This window comes from Christiangramia aquimixticola, assembly GCF_048285835.1.
GTDB lineage: Bacteria > Bacteroidota > Bacteroidia > Flavobacteriales > Flavobacteriaceae > Christiangramia > Christiangramia aquimixticola.
Genome location: NZ_JBLVTL010000005.1, coordinates 4,409 through 22,002, shown reverse-complemented (window position 1 = coordinate 22,002; position 17,594 = coordinate 4,409). Strand labels below are relative to the sequence as shown.

The 17,594-nt window shown below is 33.8% G+C and carries 22 protein-coding genes; 2 read left to right on the top strand and 20 right to left on the bottom strand.

Annotated features, from left to right (window positions below; genetic code table 11):
• From ACNKXV_RS10975 to ACNKXV_RS10910, 14 genes are all read right to left on the bottom strand, one after another.
• Positions 1 to 196: hypothetical protein (locus ACNKXV_RS10975; protein ID WP_417907780.1), on the bottom strand; the 196-nt coding region annotated here is incomplete at its 3' end.
• Between the two features lie 173 nt (positions 197 to 369).
• Positions 370 to 1,833: an amidohydrolase family protein gene (locus tag ACNKXV_RS10970; RefSeq protein WP_417907779.1), complete on the bottom strand. Its 1,464-nt coding sequence runs from the start codon at positions 1,831 to 1,833 to the stop codon at positions 370 to 372.
• Positions 1,834 to 2,244: 411 nt separating this feature from the next.
• Positions 2,245 to 2,892, bottom strand: coding sequence for a hypothetical protein (locus ACNKXV_RS10965; protein WP_417907778.1), 648 nt, complete (start codon positions 2,890 to 2,892; stop codon positions 2,245 to 2,247).
• Between the two features lie 95 nt (positions 2,893 to 2,987).
• A complete protein-coding gene (locus ACNKXV_RS10960) occupies positions 2,988 to 3,611 on the bottom strand; it encodes a class I SAM-dependent DNA methyltransferase (protein WP_417907777.1) in 624 nt (207 codons plus the stop codon).
• Positions 3,612 to 3,662: 51 nt separating this feature from the next.
• Positions 3,663 to 4,208, bottom strand: coding sequence for a hypothetical protein (locus ACNKXV_RS10955; RefSeq protein ID WP_417907776.1), 546 nt, complete (start codon positions 4,206 to 4,208; stop codon positions 3,663 to 3,665).
• Between the two features lie 217 nt (positions 4,209 to 4,425).
• Positions 4,426 to 5,154: a lysozyme inhibitor LprI family protein gene (locus ACNKXV_RS10950; RefSeq protein WP_417907775.1), complete on the bottom strand. Its 729-nt coding sequence runs from the start codon at positions 5,152 to 5,154 to the stop codon at positions 4,426 to 4,428.
• A 159-nt stretch (positions 5,155 to 5,313) separates the two neighbouring features.
• Entirely contained in the window at positions 5,314 to 5,799 is a 486-nt protein-coding gene (locus ACNKXV_RS10945) for a hypothetical protein (protein WP_417907774.1), read from the bottom strand.
• 431 nt (positions 5,800 to 6,230) lie between these two features.
• Complete coding sequence (locus tag ACNKXV_RS10940) at positions 6,231 to 6,782, bottom strand: hypothetical protein (RefSeq protein ID WP_417907773.1); 552 nt, start codon at positions 6,780 to 6,782, stop codon at positions 6,231 to 6,233.
• Between the two features lie 84 nt (positions 6,783 to 6,866).
• On the bottom strand, positions 6,867 to 7,448 hold the full coding sequence (locus ACNKXV_RS10935; RefSeq protein WP_417907772.1) for a class I SAM-dependent methyltransferase: 582 nt from the start codon (positions 7,446 to 7,448) through the stop codon (positions 6,867 to 6,869).
• Between the two features lie 58 nt (positions 7,449 to 7,506).
• Positions 7,507 to 8,019 (bottom strand): hypothetical protein, encoded by a 513-nt coding sequence (locus ACNKXV_RS10930; RefSeq protein ID WP_417907771.1) that lies wholly within the window; start codon positions 8,017 to 8,019, stop codon positions 7,507 to 7,509.
• 127 nt (positions 8,020 to 8,146) lie between these two features.
• Positions 8,147 to 8,581, bottom strand: a complete 435-nt coding sequence (locus ACNKXV_RS10925; RefSeq protein WP_417907770.1) for a hypothetical protein — start codon at positions 8,579 to 8,581, stop codon at positions 8,147 to 8,149.
• Positions 8,582 to 8,802: 221 nt separating this feature from the next.
• A complete protein-coding gene (locus ACNKXV_RS10920; protein ID WP_417907769.1) occupies positions 8,803 to 9,678 on the bottom strand; it encodes a TlpA family protein disulfide reductase in 876 nt (291 codons plus the stop codon).
• 145 nt (positions 9,679 to 9,823) lie between these two features.
• A complete protein-coding gene (locus tag ACNKXV_RS10915; protein ID WP_417907768.1) occupies positions 9,824 to 10,498 on the bottom strand; it encodes an ATP-binding cassette domain-containing protein in 675 nt (224 codons plus the stop codon).
• Positions 10,499 to 10,918: 420 nt separating this feature from the next.
• A complete protein-coding gene (locus tag ACNKXV_RS10910) occupies positions 10,919 to 11,431 on the bottom strand; it encodes a lactoylglutathione lyase family protein (protein WP_417907767.1) in 513 nt (170 codons plus the stop codon).
• A 123-nt stretch (positions 11,432 to 11,554) separates the two neighbouring features.
• On the opposite strand from ACNKXV_RS10910, the gene ACNKXV_RS10905 reads away from it, so the two are divergent.
• Positions 11,555 to 11,863 (top strand): winged helix-turn-helix transcriptional regulator, encoded by a 309-nt coding sequence (locus ACNKXV_RS10905; protein ID WP_417907766.1) that lies wholly within the window; start codon positions 11,555 to 11,557, stop codon positions 11,861 to 11,863.
• 500 nt (positions 11,864 to 12,363) lie between these two features.
• Here the strand turns inward: ACNKXV_RS10905 and ACNKXV_RS10900 are convergent, their stop codons facing one another.
• Genes ACNKXV_RS10900 through ACNKXV_RS10885 form a run of 4 tightly spaced genes read right to left on the bottom strand, consistent with a single transcriptional unit; the run spans position 12,364 to position 14,172 of the window.
• On the bottom strand, positions 12,364 to 13,308 hold the full coding sequence (locus ACNKXV_RS10900) for an FAD-dependent oxidoreductase (protein ID WP_417907765.1): 945 nt from the start codon (positions 13,306 to 13,308) through the stop codon (positions 12,364 to 12,366).
• Positions 13,309 to 13,311: 3 nt separating this feature from the next.
• Positions 13,312 to 13,395, bottom strand: a complete 84-nt coding sequence (locus tag ACNKXV_RS10895) for a hypothetical protein (RefSeq protein WP_417907965.1) — start codon at positions 13,393 to 13,395, stop codon at positions 13,312 to 13,314.
• Between the two features lie 60 nt (positions 13,396 to 13,455).
• The gene (locus ACNKXV_RS10890) at positions 13,456 to 13,659 is read right to left on the bottom strand and encodes a hypothetical protein (RefSeq protein WP_417907764.1); all 204 of its coding nucleotides are present in this window, start codon (positions 13,657 to 13,659) and stop codon (positions 13,456 to 13,458) included.
• Between the two features lie 54 nt (positions 13,660 to 13,713).
• Positions 13,714 to 14,172, bottom strand: a complete 459-nt coding sequence (locus tag ACNKXV_RS10885; RefSeq protein WP_417907763.1) for an SRPBCC domain-containing protein — start codon at positions 14,170 to 14,172, stop codon at positions 13,714 to 13,716.
• A gap of 313 nt (positions 14,173 to 14,485) precedes the next feature.
• Here ACNKXV_RS10885 and ACNKXV_RS10880 point away from each other — a divergent pair, with 313 nt between their 5' ends.
• Positions 14,486 to 14,947, top strand: coding sequence for a hypothetical protein (locus tag ACNKXV_RS10880; protein ID WP_417907762.1), 462 nt, complete (start codon positions 14,486 to 14,488; stop codon positions 14,945 to 14,947).
• Positions 14,948 to 15,209: 262 nt separating this feature from the next.
• On the opposite strand, the gene ACNKXV_RS10875 is transcribed toward ACNKXV_RS10880, so the two are convergent.
• Both ACNKXV_RS10875 and ACNKXV_RS10870 read right to left on the bottom strand, forming a co-directional pair.
• The gene (locus tag ACNKXV_RS10875; protein ID WP_417907761.1) at positions 15,210 to 16,085 is read right to left on the bottom strand and encodes an amidohydrolase family protein; all 876 of its coding nucleotides are present in this window, start codon (positions 16,083 to 16,085) and stop codon (positions 15,210 to 15,212) included.
• A 1,044-nt stretch (positions 16,086 to 17,129) separates the two neighbouring features.
• Entirely contained in the window at positions 17,130 to 17,591 is a 462-nt protein-coding gene (locus ACNKXV_RS10870) for a cupin domain-containing protein (RefSeq protein ID WP_417907964.1), read from the bottom strand.
• Positions 17,592 to 17,594: the final 3 nt, after the last annotated feature.

The window sequence follows — 17,594 nt, the reverse complement described above, 5'->3', positions numbered from 1 at the left end:
AAGACTTTGATAATGTCCCATACGCAACAATACTGCTCTTCTTATTGCCGTAATTAGTGTCGATTAAATGGCTGGATCCAATGGAAAAATTAAGACAAATAAAGAAGCTGTTTTCGGTTAACCATTCAAAATGAAATTTATCCGGATTGGAATTGAAAACCTTTTTGAGGTCTTCAATTCCAGAGTTTATTTCCATGTGTATTATGGAAGGTTTAAGCAGCTCAATAGATCTCATAATAGGTTTATAACTTTTAAAGTTACCAAGATAACTTTAAAAGCTCATCTCATTCTTATAGGTGATAATTATATACGGAATCCAAACTGGATCTTTAAAAGTAAACATTTCATTATTCTTGAGTAGTGCTGATTTTATTCGTTTGCTTCAGCCGCGACTTTCTCCAACATGGTATTAAGTTTCGCTCTGTCAAAATATTGTTTGTTGGTAAAAACTGCATGAATCCTTTTTGTGTTACTTATGCTTTTCAAAGGGTTCGCGTTTAAAAGGATTAAATCGGCTTTCATTCCTTTTTCAATTTTGCCTATAGAATCTGTAAGTCCGGCATAATTCACTGCATTCAAAGTTGCGGTTTGTAAAGCTTCTAATTCAGTTAGTCCTGCTTCTACCAATAATTCCAATTCATCATGGAGGCTAAAGCCATGATAAACCCCAAATACTCCGCAATCTGATCCTGCCAACAGTTTTACTCCGGTTTGATTCATTTGTTCAATAATTTCAAACCTTTTTTTTCTAATCAATGGATTTTCTTTTCCTAACAATTCCATAGTGGTCATTTCGTTTTCTTCCCAGAATTTAAGTTCTTTTTTTGCAATATATTTTAATCTTGGGTCTTGTCTCCAGTTATTATCTTTTAGAATATTATCCATTTCAGTAGCTATCAATGTGGGAGTAAAATAGGTATTGTTGAATTTGAATTTTTTAAAGAGGGCCTGGCATTTTATACTATCGTATGTTTTTACCAGTTCCAAAACTAATGAGTTCATGTTTTTTCCTGATCGTGTTTGGATTAGTGCAGTGATTTTTTCACGCAGTTTCTGTTCTTCTTTGCTACATTCTTCCAAAATATTTCCGGCGCAACAATGTTCAATACTTTTTTGACCAGCCTCGGAGGCTTCTGAAGCCTTGACAGCTATAGGTACATGACCTGCAAAATTAAGCCCTTGTTTATTCGCTTCCTCCGCTATACCAAAATAAGCTTCTCTGGGAACTTCATTATATATTTTTATAAAGTCAACATCTCTTTTTATTAAGTGATGCACTAACTTTCTTCCATCTTCCCTGGTGCCCGGAGCTTCTATGGTAGATAACTTCCCGGGTTTAGCACCATGAATCAAATCACTCGAAAAGATAGCTCGTGGTCCCACCAGGAGACCTTCCTTTACCTCAGCTTGTAAAATTTTCGATTGTGCAATAGGCATGGTCAATTCCCAACAAGGTTCAAAACAATCTCCACTCAAAACACGAATGCCTGTAATACCATTTGCTATAAATAAAGGATAAATTACATCCCGGGTTATTTTTGGTGATGAAGTATGTGCATGCATATCCCACAAGCCAGGTATAACATATTTATTTTTTCCACTTACTAATGTTGCTTGTTCTGGGACTTCTAACATATTTGAATGTCCAATTTCCTTGATGATATCATTTTCAATAATAATGGTTTGTTCCTTCAGAATTTTACCGTCTTCAATATTTATAATCGAAGTGTTTGTTATAGCAAAAAAGGAATCTGACTTTGTTGGATTAGGTAGTCCTAAAGAATAAATCCCTGCGACTATAATTCCCAGGACCGATAAAATTTTAGTTTTCATAAGCGAATTAATTGTATTCCTAAATTTTAAGAGGTTTAAGTGTAATAGAAAAGCTGGGTCCGTGTAGGGAAGGCGGTGAGCTTCTAAAGTAAGCTTAGTGGACTGTTAAATTACTTATTTTTTTCTGAATATTTACATGTTAACAATTGAAAATCATCATGGTAGCTGAGAATAATGATTGCCAGTATAAAATCCTTGATCTCTAAAAATCACATCATACCTATCTCAATTTTAAGCTAAAGTTTTTTCACTGCGGAAAGGTTCGAATTTTAAGTATAGCTTATGGCACCGCAATAATCATAGCAAGTTCCGCAGCTTCTGAATTATTTAAATTGTTGGAGAATACCTGAAAATAAATAAAAGTTGAAGGAGGAGTTTCAATAGTTTTATTGTTATAAAAATTGATAATCTCTAAAGCTCAATAAGTTTGAAATCTATAGCACTTTTATGAAATCCTATTGCGTAAATGGTATCATGAGATTTTCCCTGAATTATCATGGGAATGTTGCCCTCCATATAAATTATATCGAATTCGTTTTGATGAATTCTGTCCCATTTGGTACGTGGAAAGCGGTCTTTATCAGAACCTGAAATCAGTATCGAATCATTTACAAACTTCAAAGTGTCAGTATAATCCCTCGATTTTAATAAGAATTTTCTCCCGATAAGCTCAATGTCATTTAAACCGATTTTTAAGGAATCATCCAATTTTTTATAAACCGAATTATTCGATCCATTATGTCCTGAGATTACCAGGCTGTCGTTATTTATAAACTTAATCTGACTATTTTCTTTTTCATCATCATCAAAAATAATCTTCCTGTCACTTAGTTTGAAGCTGCCATGTTTTGTATTACCTCCTAATCGATAGTCGTATTTAAAACTATTTAATTTATACTTTCCGTCACTAAAGGAAATAATAACCCGGATAGGAGAGTTGAATGAAGATTCTGGAGATTCTGAATAGGAATAAGCTCCAATCCAGTTTCCCTCTATTTTTCTAGTGGTGTTACAGGAGACTAATATTATTAGTAATATAAGAGAAAATAACTTCCTCATTCTTTTGAAAAACCTCATCCTTTGGTTAATAGGCTTAGATTGATATTTAATTAAAAAAAGATTTAGTAAATAGATTTTTTAATTATTATCCGGTATTATTGTTGGAATACGAAGGAAACAAGTCTAGGAAGACCATTGGTATTATCTTCATCAAACCATTCCTTTAATTCCACTAATTTCAAACCATTATTTTCAGCTTCACTCAAATATTCAGAAATATGGTGAGTATAAACTTCTAATTCTTCAGTGCCATTATTGGTTTCATATCTGGCTTTACTACCAGCATATTGTTTAAAAGGATGTAATTCACTTATAAAAAAATAAGCATCTTTTTTCAGTTTAAGAACTGCCTGATGAAAAATATGATTTAAATCCTTTATATGCTCAAGGGTTAAACTGCAGGTGATCAAATCGGCAAATTCATTCTCAATCTCCCAGTTTTGGGTAAGATCTGCCTTAATGAATACAACCTTTTCAGAAGTTATTTTTTCAGTGGCCTTATTTAGCATTTCCTGAGAGAAATCCAGACCAATAATCTGTTCTGCTTTGGTAAGTAACCATTCGGTATTTTTTCCGGTACCACATCCTAACTCCAAAACATTTTTAAATTCATAGGAGCTTAAGGTCTCAATGGTACATTTTTTATCCAGATCCCGGGTACGATTTTCATTGGTATCATATTGATTGGCCCAGATATTATATGCTTTCTCTATACTCATTCGATATATTTTAAATAGGCTGCCGGCGGTATGCCAGGTGGCGGGTTTGTTCTAAAAATCTGATTTTCTTTCCCAGATTTCCGAGTACTCCCTTTCGAATTGCTTAGCGGTTATTTGCTTATCTCTCAGGATACCGGTTTCGAACTTTTTCTTAATAGGATTTTCTCTTAAACCATACTCATACACAGTGTCTGATCTTCTCAAAACGGTTGGGGGATCTGAATTGAGGTTAATTACTTTCTCTTGTTGAACAAAAAAGTAGGAGTCAGCTTCGGGGGGCATGACAGACTCGGATTGTTTTACGTAAAATACCTGGATAACGTTATCGCTACTTAGAAGGTAATTGGAGTATGTATATCCATATTCTCCACAGCTCATGGAATCAATGACAAGCTTCAAATGAGGTAATGAATATTTCCCGGTTTTTCCCCAGCAATCACCAAACTCGTATTCATTTACTCGATCTGTTTTCATCTTTGAAAGATCATATGTTTCCATAACAGAAAGGATTGAATTCCCGGTGATTTCAGAATTAGCAGAATCCAACAAAGTTGGGATTTCCTCTTCAATTATCTGATTTATATTCTGCTTGTCCACCTCGTTTTTCCCGGAGTTACAGGAAATAATCAGCCCAACGAGAATGATGATATAAATGTTTTTCATGTTTACTGTCTAAATAAATTCCAGCCTTTTAAATAAAGCCTGCTATCTGCATTAACCGATATTTTATGAGTTGATTTTTTCGATTAAGGTAATCTGGCAACTAATTTAGAATATTTTAAATTCAACCAGCCAGTTGTACCCAACAACATGTTTATTTTAAAAACTCAAATTTATCTTTCAGCATATAAACCTTGTCTAATTTTTTGTCATCCTTTAATATCTCCACCTTAATAAAATCGTCTTCCGTGGAGATATATTTTAATCTCATATCACCCATTCCATTGGTGTCATAATAGGCTCCGTATTTGCAGTTAAACGGATTGTTTTCGACTTCATGAGTAAAAATGGAGAGCAGAATCATTTTTTTAGAGTATATATTTTTCTTTTTAAAGCCCACGATCCGGTGGTCCGTTTTCATATTGGCCGTCAACACAATGGATCTGTCTTTCCGGATGAGGGCTTTTTTAATAGAGGTAGGATTTAAAGTAGTTTTCATATTAACTGAACCATTACAGGCCTCACCTTCATCTGCTCCTTTGATCCAGTTTTTAAGGGTTTCTATTCGTTGATTAGTTAAATTTTTCAGGTATAATGCTTTGCACATTGGAAGAACTGAACCATAATACTTACCACCATATTGAGGATATTTCATCTCCAGCTCTGCATCCCGGAATTGTATCCAAAGGCGTTGGGATTTTACCAGGTTATTTATAAAAATAGTATCCTTTTTATATTCAGAAATTATCGTCCTATAGACTTCATTTAATTTTTTATCTGCTTCCTTGAATTCATCATAAGCATTCTGATTTATGTCTCCCTGGGTTTGAGAATAACAAGTGATACTTAAAATAGCTGTCATTAAAACAAATAGGTACTTCATAATTAATTTTCAAATATGTTTAATTAATAAACTTTTATAGAGATGCTTGTTAAGTCCATAATAGATAGGATCCGGTCTAATTTTGAGCAGTTAAATTAATGATTTTCAAGCTGGTGAGTTTATACCAACGTGGGAGTAATTGCCGTGGGTTCATTAAAATTAGTAATGACTACGGGCCGCTGCTACAATCCGTTTTAATTCAGCTTCCTTCTGAGTTCCAATGAGGATTTTTTTTCCACTTATAAGTTCTATCGCCAAACCTTTACTGCCTTTGATATTGTATACGGTTCCGTAGGCAGTCCAGAGTCTGATTCCCCAACCCCCAACAAAACCATAATCCACAACTTCAGCTTTTTTGACTTCCTCCCAGCTTACGCTTTTTTTTATAATTGGAAAGAAGTTTATCCTGATTTCATTCTGGTCAATTTCTGTTTTTAGCTTTATAAATCTAAAAATGGCAATCAAAGAAAATACGAATATGGAAAGAAGGATGAGGCCTATGTTGGATAGTGGACTATTGCCAGAAGCTCCTTCCCGGAACACCTGGTTATATATTGCCCAAACCGGTATTAAACCAACTGGTAATAAAAGTAACCAGAGCCACCACTGGGTAAATTGTTGTTCTTCCTTAAATTCGATAGTCACTTATGAATCCATTTTTTCGTATCCGGGGAAAACGATCCCGATCACTCACTTAATGATTCTATATAAATCAGGCTTTTCCAGATACGGAATTTACTATTTTTCTTTAAAACTAATTTGCGGAACTCGATATTGAGAAGTGGGAGCTTACTCTTGTATACTTCTAACTTTTAATCATCTTATAAACCCCGTAGACAAATATGATAAAGGCTACGGTAAAGACGAGGTAGAAATAAATTTCACCATAAACCTTAAGGTTTCGGGCTAACATTGTTAATAGCACCGAAGAAAAATAATAAACGACTGGAGGAAGTTTAGTTAGTTTATGAATCATATTAAATAAAGTTGCGGGATTAATTTAACTTATGTTGGTTAAACAGAAATAAGCATGAACAGGTAGATTCGTATGCTTTTGCACCCCATTGTAATTGCCATTATGCTTTTTTAGCATACGTTTTTATATCTGTTATTTTTTTTACGAAATCCTCCCAATTTGGTCGCACCAATTCGTGTTGATTGATCTGCAGAATTTCGTATTCTTTAAATCGGAATTCAATGTTATTCGGATATATCTCAAGGGATGTTATATCCTTTAGATCTCTATGTTTATCTTTTCCAAATTCATCAATTCCATTTTTATCAATAAATAATACTGTGCGTTTAGAGACTGTATATTCAAGAAAGATTTGAACGAGAGCTAATAATAGTAATATTCCTGTATAAATATTTATATCAGATATACAAAAGGCAATTATTATGGCTATAAAAACAAGGTTCAAAAAGTCAAAATTACTTTTCGATAATATTATTTGATTTTTGTTCGCTGTACTCTTGTCAAATTTTAGATAGGATACAATTGAATTAATTAAATACGGTAAAAATGTTAGAATCAAAGCTAATTCGAAAGTTTCAATTACGAAAATCACAAGATAAGCCAGGACTAAATAGATCGTTTTAAGAATGATTGAATTGCTCAATTTGTACATTTATTAAGAATTTAATTTAATCTATTTGAGGCTGGATAAAGCTTGTAAGACTTGAATTGCTTTCTGGGCATTGCTTAAGATTTATTATAACTTAATGGCATCAAAATAGTAGTTTTCACCCTCATCTTTATATTCCTGAATTATCCTAAAGCCGAATTTATCTAAAAGATCTCTATATTTTTTCGCACCTAATGACCTGGATTTTTGACCGGTTAAATTATCCATCCATACTCCATCTTGAGCGGGTGCAGTAAACAGAAGCTTACCACCCTTTTTTAAAAAGGAAGCAACCTTTTCTAGCAACTTAGTTTGTACTTCTTCTGAAAGCAGAAAAATTAACCCCCAGGCAATAATTGCATCAAATTGCTTATTAAAGAAAAGGGAATCTTCTACAGATTCACATTCAACAGGAATATCGGGGAATGTATTATTAAATTCTTGCACCATTATTTTTGATGCGTCAATGGCATAAACTTCCATTCCTTCATCAATTAGCACTTTTGTAATAGGAAGACCTGTCCCGCAACCAAGATCTAAAATTGTAGATTTCTCAGGTAATGATCTCACCCAATTACGTACGCTCAAGGTTCCAACGCCAGCCTCGTCTTGTCCACGGATTTCGATAAATCTTTTCGCGATTCTTTCATAACCATTCGATTTATCCATTTTAATTTCATTTTAAACTGAGCAAAGATTTAATGAGGACAGATTGCCTAAAACTCTTTCAAGCTGGTGCAATATTTTTCACCTTGCAATTTTTATTGAGATCTGTAAACCTTTTTAAAATTGTTCTGGCTTCTGTAATATCTTTAGAACTACAATATACGAATGTCCAGATGCCAACTTTGTCTTTTTTAAATTCAGGAATCGAAAATTTGTGATTAAAATAATTGAAATTATCCTGTAAATGGAAATAATCCCTGTACTCCCATAATTTTACCTCAAAAGTAAAGGTTTTATATGGGGAGCGTTTATAAAGGGCAGTAATTTCATATTCCGGAATCTTATCCTCCCGCAAATATCGTACATACTGTGTTTTACTTACTTTGACGATGTCTTTATAATGATAACCCGTCTCAGGATGAGGAATACTTTCAATTAAAGCATATCCATTCTTTACCCTTCCATGAACATAATTTAAATCCTGATCTATAAGTATAGCGGCGGTATCAACATCAGGAAATTTCCAGAAATATTTAAATTTAAGAGAGTCCTGTATTTTTCTTGCTAAGCTCAAGTTGTCTAAAATACTATAAACAAAAGGAATTGTAAGCCTCCTAAGGCTTTGTAATTGAGTACAGGTTTGATTGGTAAACTTTTATTACCGGGTATTGCTACTTGCTCCACGGCCTGCAGGCAGCTGATTATTCACTAAACCCTAATTCGTAAATGGTAAGTCCGTAACCCGACTCCCCCAAATCCTGATCAGTAATCGTCCAGTCTTCATTTTCAACAGGGGAGATGGTATGGATGGGATTAGTTAAATCTCTAGCTTCATAAAACTTCAATTCATTAAATGAATATTCCGGTACCGGATTTATCCCAAACCCCCAATCTTTAAAAATTTCAATTGACGAATTGGGTGAGATCACATTCGATGTATCGGTTTCAGCTCTTAATGATTCCGACTTCTGGAATATTACTATAAGGTCCTTTTCAGTTTGATTATTTATAAAATATTCAGCAATACCGGCAGGTTCATTTATAAGTTCGCCATCATCTTCCTGATTACAACTAACTATACCTAAACCTATAAAAAGTAGCAGAAATTTCTTTAAAAGAGAGTTTAATAAAGTCATGGGATGTTTTTATTAAGATGCTATAATTTAAAAATGGTTGCGCATGTTTTGATCAAATTTTTTAAAATTTATAGCAACCAGGCTTTATAGGGAAGGAACGGAGTAGGGACTTTATGCAAAACTCCTTTAAAGTCTAAGTCGCTGTATAGCAAAAAAGATTTATAACGCTGTGGTCTAATAACTTAAGCTTACATTATTACTTCTATTTTAATCATCCGATATTATCCTTCACTTTTTTTCGTATTTCCAATGGGTTCTGAGGGAGGAGGAACCGGTAAGTTGATTTTGGTTGGCTTTTTAGTAACCGATTTTTCGTTTTCTAAATAAGAAATTAATTCTGGAGCGGTTTCTAAAACCTTTTTAAATCTTCCATTTTCATCTACAATGATATGTCTGGGATAAGCTCTTAGGTTTAATTGATTCACTATTAGCTCCTTTTGGTCGGCAATAACAGCATATTTAAATTCTTTCTTCTTTAGAAATTCCTGCAAAGGTTCTTTTTTATCTAGGGCCAAACTTAAAAACTGTATGTTTTCATTATTTTCATATTTACTAACTAATCGGTTCAATTCGGGCATTTCTTCTATACAAGGCTTACAATTGATAAACCAGGTTTTAAATACAGTGATTTTACCCTTAAGATCTTCATTGTTATAACTATTACCTTCCAAATCTACAATATCAATCTCAGGAAACTCATGCCCCTCCATTTGGTAATATTTTAAGTGGATACCAGCAGTTGAGGAAATTGTTTTAGAAATAGATTTCTCGACACCTTTTGGTAATTCGTATAATTTGTAGATTCTGGTGTCTTCCGTTTTCATTTCAACAGCAATAAATTTTCCGGAGGTTAGAGACTCGAGAAATTTACCTTTGGATACCGCTTTAAAATTTTCATCCAATGCTTCAAAATCTGATGCCAGTGATATATTATAATAATGATAAGACCACCAAGTCATGTAATCACCTGTTAACTCTTTAATATCAACTACGGGTTCTAACTTCTCGTTTAACGCTTGAGTTGCGCCTTGTTTGCTTTGATTATTGCAGGAAGTTAGCGTGATACACAGCATCACAAAACATATAATTTTATTCATTTTCTAAGATTTTGCATGATTAAAAATAACGCGGCTTATGTTCAAGTGCAGCGTGTAGGGGACGCATACCGAAGCTTTGGATTAAAGACTTTGCTATAATTTGAAAACAAGGTATTAATTAATTTCCTAACGGTATCGTATAATTTTAAATACCGTTATGGTCTGAAGTATTTATGAAATACCCATGTTCAAGTAATTCCTTTTCTTTAGAAATCTCTTTTAAAAGACCATCCTTTAGCAATAAAATTTTATCTGCTACTTTGAGCACATTCTCATAGTCATGATCTGTAACAATAAAACCTTTATTTTTTTCATCATTTAAAATTTTAATGATAAAATCCCGGTTAATAGGACTAATCCCATTAAATGGCTCATCCAGGAGAATATAATCTGCTTCTGAGTTTAATAATAATAAAACCTCTAATATTCTTTTTTCTCCACCTGAAAGCACTTTGAATTTTCTGGAGAGTAATGGCTTTATAAAATCATTATTCAATAATTGATTCCTTCTTTTTGGTGGTAGAAATAACCGTATAATATTGTGAACTTTAATCTCCTTTGGCAGGAAATTGTCTTGCGGGAGGTAATTTATCAAACTGCTCGAATCTGCAAAGCTTGTCAATACTTTGCCATTCACCTTAACAAATTTATTTTCTGCATCTTCAATCCCAAAAATTATTTTTAGTAAAGTAGATTTACCAGAACCATTTCTTCCAAGTAATCCAACCGTTTCTCCTTTTTTACAAGTCAGGAATATATCACTCAGTATTAATTTACCATGATAAGTTTTTCTAATGCTATCAATATGAAGGTGTTTCATAGCATTGAAAAGATTAAAATATTGATAAGTCCCAGACTAATGGTGGATAACCAAAGTACAGTTTTACGCAATCCGGTATTGAAGTAATAATAATACTCATAATTACCTCGTACCTCATAGATCAGGTAATGAATAACCGGGCTTATTAAAAAATAATAAAATCCAATCGAGTTGACCTTACCAATTAAAAGACCAATGATAACAGCAAAGAATATCCCAATTGGGAATATACTTCTTTGAAATAATAATATGTTTTTAAAACGTCTGACTATCTGAAATCTGATTCAAAATTCTCTTGCAATAAATAGGGTAACTTAATTGATGCCTATGCTATCTATACCTGTAAGCGAATTTTTGTTCAAGTTATATAATCTCTTTTAATAGTCATTGTTCAAAGTACGGCCAATCCTCTGTTGCTACTTAATCCTCATAAGCTCCTGAAGAATAAGTTAATTCATAACTATGAGTGTAAATTTCAAAAACGATTCCAAATGGATCTTCTACATAACACATTTTGTAGGGTTTATCGTTGGGATAATATTCCCTTATAGGCATCCTTTGTTTTCCACCGGCTGAAACGATTTTGTCGATTAAACTTTCAATATTAGGATCCTGTACACAAAAATGGAATAAACCGGTATTAAACGGATTAAATTCGGGGGCTTCCTTAATTCCATTTGGAAAGGAAAATAATTCGATCCCAATTCCGTCAGATGTGGACATGTGTGCGATTTCAAATTGTTCCCAATCTTCTCCAAACACATCGATACACATTTGACCAATAGCAGTTTCTCTTTCTTTTTTAACTGTTGAAGGCTCCATTATTACATACCATCCCATAACTTCCGCATAGAATTTCACTGCTTTTTTAATATCCGGAACTGTAATGCCAATGTGTGAAAATGATCGTGGGTAAGTTTCTTCTTTTTTCATATCCATTGTTTTTATTGGCTACAAAATAAGGATATATTTGTTTGGCTGGCAATAAGTTACCTAAAAGGGATATAGGTAACTAAAGGAGTTAATTGTTGAATATCAGGTTTTTATATTTTAAAAATGAATAATATTTATTGTCCTCTTAACTATACCATGAAATTAATTGGAACAAAATGGAAGCCCTTAGTTTTGTTTCATTTACTGGAAGGACCGGTTCGCTCCGGAAAACTTCAAAATAAAATTCCGGAGATTTCGAATAAAATGTTTACTCTAACGGTAAGGGAACTGGAAAAGGATGATCTAATTACCAGGAAAGTATTTCCGGTTGTTCCTCCAAAGGTAGAATACGAATTAACAAAAAAAGGAAGGTCTCTGGAATCTATACTAATTAGTCTGGATTCGTGGGGTAAGGAAATGTCTGTTTTCTAATTTCGCCTGAATAATCTTAATTTCTTGCAGCCTTAAATTTACTAAGCTTATAAAATACAATTTTCAGCAAAAAGAGGCCTAACTGAATGATCCCGCACAGCGGAATGATAAACATATAAAGCCATAAAATTACGCCTGGACCATTTTCATTCCACAAATTCCCTCCAGAACCGGTCGCCAGATATGCATAAGTTAAGGGAAATAAATAAACTAAAGTGTTGGTTATAAGAAGCGTATTCAGAATTTTTCTTCTACTTATATTACTGTCCTTAATTTTATAGAGAAAAATTGTTGAAATAGGTAAAATCAAAAATAATAATATAGGTTCCATGCTTATTTTTTGCAGCCAACCGATCCCCTGAATGCTATTAGGCGATAAGGAGACTGTCCCGTTGTTTTGGGATGTGGCTGAGTGTTTTAATAGGGGGGCAAGTTAATTTATTTCTTTTTACGGGTAGGCTTCATTTTATAGCAATTTAATACAGCGACTTTCTATGCTTTCATTTTAATTTTAGATCAACCATTTCGGCAAGCTCAATTGCACATCCCCATGCCACGGTAAAACCTGCTCCACCATGACCATAGTTATGAAAAACGTTGGTATATTTTTCATCAAAATCAAAACGAACACAACTTCTTTTGGGTCTGAGCCCTACCATTTCCTCGATTATTTCCGGCGATTCCTTTGATAAACCTGCCTGTATCAGTCGGTCAATAATCAAGTTTGTATCATTGATCTCTACATTGGTGTTCCAATCATTTTCGTAATCTGTACCACCAATAATGCAGTCTTCACTTCGGTTAATTACATAACTTAACGCTCCTTTTTTGGTGGAATCTGCACAGGAGGAAATATCCATTTTTTTACAGCGTAAAATTTGTCCACGCATAGGCTGTAAATTCTCATCGTTACATAAGTCTTTAGCTCCTAATCCCGTACAGTTAATTACAAGACTGTTTAAAGTGGAGGCTTCCTTGAGACTGGCAATTTTTTGCATTTTAAAAATGCCACCATTGTCGACAAACCGGTTGAATAAATATGGCAAATACAAATGTGGCTCAGCCAGCGGAACTATGGAAATATGGGCTGCGTCTATTCCTTTCGGTAATTCTTCAGGTAAAGCTTTTCTTACCGTACCAGAGGGTAACAATTTTATCCAGTCTGTATTGCTGGTGTTATTGTAAGCGGTTATAAAAGGTATAAAGGAAACCCCATTTCCCTCATTTTTATCTAACTGATATTCCTGATAGGTGAGTGCGGACCATTTATTGGCTCTTTCTTTAGGCTGAATTTCAAACGGAAACCAAATAGCGCCCACTTTACTGGATAAGGTTCTATCAAAAGGCTCTTTGGCGATTATTGTAACCCTGAAACCTTTTTCCTGTAGTTTAATGGCTGTCGTTAAACCGATTATTCCGCAGCCGATGACCGTTACTGATTTCATAATTTATACTCCGTTAATATCCAAAGAGAGGAAAGTATGTCTAATTTGGGATTCTTCACTATAAGCTTTAATTAAAGGGAAGTTAATGGAATGATCTCCTCCCAGGGTTGAAATTTTAGAATCTGATTTAAGGTGTGTTTTAGTTACTTATTCAATATTAAAATATTTAAAAATTTCAACATCACCTTTATCAACAATCGCTGAATTTTCGATCGTGGTAAGATTTTCTACATACATATTTGCAGTACCACAATGTAAAGCCACTCTTAAGAATGGGGGAGCAGGTTTAGGTCCTTTTTGGTAAGAAGATTTTACATCGAATTGGATTCCCTGAATAATTATTTTAATCATTGTGCTATTTACTGGCAATACCGTCTATTGCCCTTATGGAACATATTTCAGAATTTATTGTTCTGATATCTCTTTTAAAATATCCAATGCTTTTATATATGTGTTGTTGAAGAAATCCAGATATTCATCTAACGTATCGATCTCTACGGTTACTGTGGTAATTCCATTATTTTCTACAAAGCTGTAATTTTCGTAACCGCCTGTCCATTTTTCTACCTGTTCCCCGGAAGTTATTTCAGTATCACCATCCAGAAATCCGTAATGTCGTATGGAAACAAAACTCGCAGGCTTGTGTTCAGCAATTTCTGAAACCATTCCTCCTTTTTTTCCATTTTCGTCTACACCTATAAAAAGGATCTTGCTTCCCTTGTCCCAACTGCCTTCATAAGTAGAAGTAGGATTAAAAACTGCTGTCCAGGATTCGTAAGTTTTCTTATCATTTAAGCCCAGCATTGTTTCATAGACTTTTTGAGCTGAAGCCTTTATTTCTTTTTTAAACTTTAATCGTTTCATTACTATATGTTTGAAGTTTTATCAGTTTTAAAATTTACGAATTTATTACTTCGTTCGGCTGATGTACAAGAATTAAAATATTAACCAATGAATCCGATTACCTTAATTAAATGGAATAAGGGAGGCGTCCCCAGCCATGAGTAGGCCTTGGTGTTTTAAAAGTGGGTTAGGTTGAGTTATTTTCTTCCTCCGAAAGCTATTGCACAATTGAGTTAACCGTTGTTGTTCAAAGTACAGGTGTGCTGGTTTACTTACTGGTTTAAAATTTGTAATATTGTTTGATAGTTAACGTTTTCGTTTCAAAAATCTACTTATGTCGAAAAATAAAATTTTAAAAACTGGCTTTTTACTTCTATTTCTAACTTTACTTGGAATTACTATTGGCTGTAGTTCGGGCGATGATAATGAAATTCAAACTGTTGAGTTAACCGTTAATGGAACGGTTCTTTTCGATGATGGAGACGATTTTATAGGTGATGTTGACGGAGATTTTACCGGCAACGGTGGAAGTGCAGTAAAAACATTTTTTTGGGAAAACTCTTTAATCACAGCAGAATATAATGCTGATATTACTGCTTCAAGTAATGGATTGTTTAAAATGGAGGTCAAAGATGCAAATGGCAATCTGGTTTTAAATAAGTCTTTACGCGGGGGAGTGGAACCTGATTCTTTTTCGGGTGTAACAACTAGTGGAACTCCAGGAACCTGGTCTGTAACAATAACGCTTTCTTCCTTTAATGGTGATGGTAGTTTTTCCTTAAGTGAGGGTGATTAATCGTTTTATATTTTTAAATAATTAAAATTAATCCGAGATATTTTTCAATTCTAAGAGCATAAAGTTTAATATCACTTTCCTTTTTTTAAAGTGTATTTGAGTTTAATAGATGCGATATTTGGTAAGGGTTACGATAAAGCCAAATTGTATGAATAGGGGACGCGTCCCGGCGCTTCGGGACTATTAATTTAATTGTTGATCAAGTTAATTATCTTCTTTCTAACGTGAGCGTCCATTTACGTTGAATCGTTGTTGGAAACTGTTATTTTAGATTGAGAAATTGCTTTGCGTTTCCATATAAAATCATTTGTTTTTCCTCATTACTCAAAAAATCAAGATTGTTTATAAAATCGATAGATCTGGTAATGGCTCCCGGCCACACCATCTGGTCTGACCCAAACATAACCCTGTCCAGTACTCCTGCAGTTTGAGCCAGTTTTAAAAATCGAATTGCGTAATTCTGTGTTAAGGGATCTACCCATAGAATAGCTCCTAAATCGACATATAAGGATTTATACATACTCATCATTCTTACTGCTTGCTCAAAATAAACCTCTCCGGCATGCATGAGATAAATACGAAGTTTAGGATATTTTACTAATACATCTTCAATAAGTAACGGGTCACCAATAGATATCCTGAAGTCCGGACAGCATTTAAAAGGTGCCATAGGTGGGGCACCTCCAGAGTGGTAAGCTACCGGGATATTGTATTTTTCGCAAATCTCAAGGTATGGTGCATACATTGGATCATTCAAAGTTTTACCAAAGTAAACTCCTGAAACTTCACCAAACACTTTAATTTTCCCGCTTTTTACTAAGTGTTCGAATTGCTCCAGGGGGATGGGATTTCCCTCATCCATATAACCTGGAATAAACCGGGAATCAGCTGCTACGTATTTCTCTACACCTTTCAACGACCATCCGCTTACAACGGCATACTCAATACCATGTTTATCCATTAACTTTATTGTCTGTTTCAAATGCTCATCTACAGATTTAGGTGATTCTATTCCTGTAGGATGCGTATTTCCTCCCCAATAATCTTCTTTGGTATAACTATGGGTATGCACATCAATAATTTGACTTGAAACATTGGTCAAATAAAATAAAAACATAAGGGATAAAATATTCTTCATAACATTTAATTTTTTTACTCATGAAGCTTATAATGAGGGGAATAGCGAATTAAGTACACTTTCCTTTTGGAATATTAAGATACTCAAATTAATGGAAAAGCGGTTTGAGTATATACCCGAACCGCTTTTAGATTTATAGATTATGTAGGCCGTTTTTACTTCAATTCTATCAAAAATGTAGTGGGTTCGCTTTTATTTATTTTTTTGAGATGATAGATTTTAATAAAAATCTTTTAGTCATTTTTAGGATCGAGAAGTGAAGAATTATTTTTAATTAATTATTATCTGGTCCCTCTAAAGCATTATATTTTTCAATGATATAAAGGATGTTTTTTTCACTCCCTTTCATAGAATTAAATTCCTGAAGGATGATCGCATTATCTTCAATTAATGGTCTGATTCTCTCCTTTGAATCTTCTCTTTTGTTTAGGCCGCCAAAGTCAGTCGAGATGATTTCAGAATCATCTTTGGAGGTGAAATAAATAATTCCATCAACTAATTGATAAACCTTTATTCTACCGTTTATTATTCTTCTTATAAACCATTTATCATAAACGGTGGCAATTATACAATCGCCATCAACACCATTTGATGATTTAATAAATTTAACTTTACCCGGGTCTATCCTGCTTTTATTCCCATTCTTTTCTTATATCTGACTTCTTCTGTATTTAAGTAATTAGTTGATCTTGATATTTTCCCGAAAATGGTATCGTTGCTATTTGAAACGAGATATTCCTCTTCCTGTGCTAAACATTTTAAGAGGTTAATAGAAATATCGCTGTTATGATTCTTAATGATTTCAATTATGTAATATGCCTTATTAATAAATTATTTTGGGTTAAACCAGGTTGCAGGTGGGAATTGGGAATCTATCTGCGATTTAGTTATGAAATGTATCACTTGTAGTGCTTTTTTTATAGGCAGTTGACTATCATTTTAGAATATTGAATGTCGAATAGCCTAAAGCACCTAAGAATATTACAATTGGCATTCCTATTTATTGTTCTTCAGAAGTTTTATAGATTTCTAATTATACAGAACTTATTCTTCCAATTTTTTTGCTACACTATCGTAATATTCTTGCGATAGAACTTCGGTCCAGGTAGTGGGCTGTTCTCCGCCATATACAGCCAGGTATGTAACATCACTGTTTTTGGTAGATGAATGCCAATGCTCAGTATCTTTTTCACATTTTATTACGTCCCCGGCTTTAAGAATAACAGGGTCTTTTCCTCTTTCCTGATAATAACCTGCGCCCTCAACATAAATTAACACTTGTGTAGAGGCGTGCTTATGCCAATCCAGAGTAGAATTTGCTTTGAAGTAAGCCTTGGTAATATGAAAGTTTAAATCTCCTTCAACCTCCAGCAACCCATTTAGCCAGGCCTCTCCTATATAATGAGTGTTTGGAGCCTTAGTACCCTCTTCCATATATGATGAAACTGAATAAGATTCATCTTGGGCGAAAACACATATTGGAACCACAAATAATAATACTGTAATTAA

Excerpts from the sequence above, each read along its gene's own strand:
- ACNKXV_RS10970 (WP_417907779.1), bottom strand. The coding sequence starts at position 1,833 with ATGAAAACTAAAATTTTATCGGTCCTGGGAATTATAGTCGCAGGGATT.
- ACNKXV_RS10965 (WP_417907778.1), bottom strand. The coding sequence starts at position 2,892 with ATGAGGAAGTTATTTTCTCTTATATTACTAATAATATTAGTCTCCTGT.
- ACNKXV_RS10960 (WP_417907777.1), bottom strand. The coding sequence starts at position 3,611 with ATGAGTATAGAGAAAGCATATAATATCTGGGCCAATCAATATGATACC.
- ACNKXV_RS10950 (WP_417907775.1), bottom strand. The coding sequence starts at position 5,154 with ATGAAGTACCTATTTGTTTTAATGACAGCTATTTTAAGTATCACTTGT.
- ACNKXV_RS10940 (WP_417907773.1), bottom strand. The coding sequence starts at position 6,782 with ATGTACAAATTGAGCAATTCAATCATTCTTAAAACGATCTATTTAGTC.
- ACNKXV_RS10935 (WP_417907772.1), bottom strand. The coding sequence starts at position 7,448 with ATGGATAAATCGAATGGTTATGAAAGAATCGCGAAAAGATTTATCGAA.
- ACNKXV_RS10925 (WP_417907770.1), bottom strand. The coding sequence starts at position 8,581 with ATGACTTTATTAAACTCTCTTTTAAAGAAATTTCTGCTACTTTTTATA.
- ACNKXV_RS10920 (WP_417907769.1), bottom strand. The coding sequence starts at position 9,678 with ATGAATAAAATTATATGTTTTGTGATGCTGTGTATCACGCTAACTTCC.
- ACNKXV_RS10915 (WP_417907768.1), bottom strand. The coding sequence starts at position 10,498 with ATGAAACACCTTCATATTGATAGCATTAGAAAAACTTATCATGGTAAA.
- ACNKXV_RS10910 (WP_417907767.1), bottom strand. The coding sequence starts at position 11,431 with ATGAAAAAAGAAGAAACTTACCCACGATCATTTTCACACATTGGCATT.
- ACNKXV_RS10905 (WP_417907766.1), top strand. The coding sequence starts at position 11,555 with ATGAATAATATTTATTGTCCTCTTAACTATACCATGAAATTAATTGGA.
- ACNKXV_RS10900 (WP_417907765.1), bottom strand. The coding sequence starts at position 13,308 with ATGAAATCAGTAACGGTCATCGGCTGCGGAATAATCGGTTTAACGACA.
- ACNKXV_RS10890 (WP_417907764.1), bottom strand. The coding sequence starts at position 13,659 with ATGATTAAAATAATTATTCAGGGAATCCAATTCGATGTAAAATCTTCT.
- ACNKXV_RS10885 (WP_417907763.1), bottom strand. The coding sequence starts at position 14,172 with ATGAAACGATTAAAGTTTAAAAAAGAAATAAAGGCTTCAGCTCAAAAA.
- ACNKXV_RS10880 (WP_417907762.1), top strand. The coding sequence starts at position 14,486 with ATGTCGAAAAATAAAATTTTAAAAACTGGCTTTTTACTTCTATTTCTA.
- ACNKXV_RS10875 (WP_417907761.1), bottom strand. The coding sequence starts at position 16,085 with ATGAAGAATATTTTATCCCTTATGTTTTTATTTTATTTGACCAATGTT.